2 protein-coding genes and 1 pseudogene are annotated in these 3,610 nt (G+C 67.0%); 1 reads left to right on the plus strand and 2 read right to left on the minus strand.

All coding sequences use genetic code 11. The features are described 5' to 3' along the window. A pseudogene (locus B3587_RS03235) lies at positions 1-420 on the minus strand (hypothetical protein); the annotation flags it as partial. A 138-nt stretch (positions 421-558) separates the two neighbouring features. Here B3587_RS03235 and B3587_RS03240 point away from each other — a divergent pair. Continuing rightward, on the plus strand, positions 559-1,632 hold the full coding sequence (locus B3587_RS03240) for a winged helix DNA-binding domain-containing protein (RefSeq protein ID WP_292726518.1): 1,074 nt from the start codon (positions 559-561) through the stop codon (positions 1,630-1,632). 22 nt (positions 1,633-1,654) lie between these two features. On the opposite strand, the gene B3587_RS03245 is transcribed toward B3587_RS03240, so the two are convergent. After that, positions 1,655-3,610, minus strand: a 1,956-nt coding sequence (locus B3587_RS03245; protein ID WP_292726519.1) for a glycogen/starch/alpha-glucan phosphorylase, incomplete at its 5' end; no start/stop codon positions are given.

Raw genomic sequence — 3,610 nt, forward strand, 5'->3', positions numbered from 1 at the left:
GATCTCCGCGTGCCGGACCGTCACGTTTGCGTGGGAGAGGGACTCCAACACCGTCGGGTAGGAGTGGACGAGTGATTCGGCGCGGGAGAGCATCATCCCCGCCGCGTTCTCCGTGACCCGCAACGCGGACGCGAGCTCGAGCCGCAGAGAGCGCATCACCAACTCGCGGGACCCACCCCCATACCGGGACACATCATCCAACGCTTCCAGACGGAGGTCATCGACCCGCGCGAACCGTTGCGCGGCAAACACCGCCTCCAGGTCAGCGGCCTCCAACACGAGGGCGACAGCGTCCGGACGCGGCGGAACCCACCCCGCCACCTCACCATCCCACTCCCGCACATCACCCTCAGAGACGAACACGTCAGCATCCGCAGCCGCAGGCCACTGACCCGCCTCGCCCATGCCAACCTCATCCACACCCCGACACTACGAGGGGGGTACGACATTCAAACCCCGGGCCACCCGAGACAAAGCCCGGCACTCCGAGCGGCAGCAGTCCACCGGGAGCCCCGCCGTCCCGGCTGCGTGGGGGTGGCTCGTACTACGGTGATCGGCATGACGGCGTCCCTCTCCCCCGACCAGGCGCGCGGGCTACGCCACCGTGCCCAGCTGCTCGGCGGCTCGACCCTCTCCCCGCGGGAAGTGGTGGATCGAGCGGTCGCCCTCCAAGGCCAGGATCTTCCGGCAGTCCTGCGCGCGATCGCTCTGCGGTCGGCCCCGGGAACGACCGTCGACGATGTCCGCGCCGCGTTTGACAGCGGTGAGTTGGTGCGGTCCTGGCCGATGCGCGGCACACTGTTCGCGACGACGCCCGAGCACTTGGCGTCGCTCCTCGCCCTGACCGGCACGAGAATGCTGCAGTCGATGACGCGGCGCCGGGAGCAACTCGGGCTGGATGACGCCACGATCGACCGCTCGCATGAGGTCGCGGTTGCGGCGCTCGAGACCGCTCCGCTGCGGCGCGCCGACATCCTTGCCACGTGGGAGGACGCCGGGATCTCGACCGACGGCGGGCGCGGGTACCACCTGCTCGTCCACCTGTGCATCAACGGGCTGGCGCACTGGGGCGCATTCGCTCCTGACGGATCGGAGCAGTACCTCACCCTCACGGCGACCCAGCGTGACACCGACACGGATGCCGCACTCAGCCGTATCGTCGCGGGCTATGTCGCCGCGCGGGGGCCGGTGACCCTCGACGACCTGGCCTGGTGGACGAAGCTTCCCAAGACGGGGCTGCGCGCTGCCGCCGCATCCGTCGACCGAATCGAGCTGGCACAGCTCGGCGAGAAGCCCGTATATCTGGATGCCGCGGCATCCGCGTCAGCCGACTCGAACTGGCAAGGGTCTGCTGAAACGGTGACGCTCGTTCCCGCGTTCGACGAGTGGATCCTCGGTTATGCCGACCGGTCGCTCGTGGCCTCCGACGCGATGTTCGACGCTCTCGTTCCCGGCAAGAACGGCGTCTTCCGCCCGGCAGTCCTCGTCGACGGCGTCGTTGTCGGCACGTGGCGCTTCTCGGCGCCTCGAGGTGCGAAGAGCCGGACTCCGGTGGTCGAACTCCTCGAGCCCGTGTCCGGTCGGGCCGCACGACTCATCGATGACGCGCTGGCTGCCTGGCCGCACGACTGACGCGACGGTAGCCGCGAACTCGTCAGAGCAGCGGGCGGGCGTGCCAGATGCGGTCGAGGTAGTCGCGCATCGAGCGGTCGGATGAGAAGAACCCGCAGCGGGCGATGTTGAGGATCGCCGATCGGGTCCAGGCATCCTGGTCCGCATATGCCAGGTCAACCTGCGCCTGCGCCTCGATGTATGAGGCGTAGTCGGCGAGCACCATGAACCGGTCGTCGTAGAGCAGATTCGACACGATCGGCTCGAAGACCGTGCGGTCACCGCCCGAGAACGCGCCCGAGGCAATGAGGTCCATGGCGGCGCGCAGCTGCGGGTCGGCCTGGTAGAAGTCGGCCGGCTTGTAACCCTTCGCCCACAGCGCCTCGACCTCGGGCTCGGTCATGCCGAACAGGAAGAAGTTGTCGTCGCCGACAAGCTGGCGGATCTCGACGTTCGCGCCGTCGTCGGTGCCGATCGTCAGCGCACCGTTCAAGGCGAGCTTCATATTCCCCGTACCGGATGCTTCCTTGCCGGCGAGCGAGATCTGCTCCGACAGGTCGGCGGCCGGGATGATGCTCTCGGCGAGGGTCACGTTGTAGTTCGGCGGGAAGACGACCTTCAGGCGCCCCTCGACCCGCGGATCGTTGTTCACGACCGACGCGACCGAGTTAATGAGGTGGATGATGCGCTTGGCCATCGCGTACCCCGGAGCAGCCTTGGCCCCGAAGATGAAGGTACGGGGCTGGATGTCGGCAGCGGCGACCTTGCCCGAGACGATGCGCTCGTACTCGGTGACAATGTGCAGCACCTTCAGGGTCTGGCGCTTGTACTCGTGGAGGCGCTTGACCATGACATCCAGCAGGTGGGTGTCATCGATCGTGACACCGTCACGGCGCTCCAGCACATCGCTGAGGTGCCGCTTGTTGGCTGCCTTGACGGCGGCGAACCGCTCCCGGAATTCGGCGTCTTCGGCGAGCGCCTCTAGCCCCCGGAGCCGCTCGAGGTCGACGGTCCAGCCCGCGCCGAGCGCCTCAGTGATGAGGCTCGCAAGCGACGGGTTCGCGAGACGGATGAAGCGGCGTGGCGTGACACCGTTGGTCACGTTCGTGAACTTGTCGGGGTACATCTCGGCGAACTCGTGCAGCACCTTGTCGCGCAGGAGCTGCGAGTGGAGTTCGGCGACGCCGTTGACCTTCGCCCCCGCGACCGTCGCGAGGTAGGCCATCCGCACCGACCGGTAGGGGTGTTCCCCGATGATCGACATGTTGCGGATGCGCATCATGTCGTCGCCGAAGCGTTCACGCACTTCCTCGAGGAAGTCGTCGTTGATGCGGTAGATGATCTCGAGGTGGCGCGGCAGCAGCCGGCCGAGCAGGTCCACCGACCAGACTTCGAGCGCTTCGGGCAGCAGCGTGTGGCAGGTGTACGCGAAGCACTTCTGCGTGATCGCCCACGCGTCGCCCCACTCCATGCCGCGCTCGTCGACCAGCACGCGCATGAGCTCGGGCACGCCGATGACCGGATGCGTGTCGTTGAGCTGGAAGATCACGCGGTCGGGAAGCTTCTCAAGGTCGAAGCCCTCGGGGAGCACGCGGTCGAGGAAGTCGTTGATGGATGCCGCGACGAAGAAGTACTGCTGCTGCAGGCGCAGCTCCTTGCCCTGGGGCGTCGAGTCCTCGGGGTAGAGCACCTTGGAAATGTTCTCGGCGAAGGTCTGGGCGCGCACCGACTCCTCATAGTCGCCGGAGTTGAAGATGCGCAGATCGAAGGCGTTGGTCGCCGCCGCGCGCCACAACCGCAGGGTGTTGACCCGGCCGTTGTGATACCCGGGAACCATCATGTTGTAGGGCACCGCGAGCACGTTCCAGTCCGGAATCCAGCGCGTACGCTCCACACCGTTGTCGTCATAGGTCTCGGTGCGACCGCCGAACGAGATCGTCTGGGCGGCTTCGGGGTGGGGGAACTCCCACGGCGAGCCCATGCGAAGCCAGGCATCCGG

The organism is Microbacterium sp. UBA837 (assembly GCF_002296025.1).
Taxonomy (GTDB): domain Bacteria; phylum Actinomycetota; class Actinomycetes; order Actinomycetales; family Microbacteriaceae; genus Microbacterium.

Excerpts from the sequence above, each read along its gene's own strand:
- B3587_RS03240 (WP_292726518.1), top strand. The coding sequence starts at position 559 with ATGACGGCGTCCCTCTCCCCCGACCAGGCGCGCGGGCTACGCCACCGT.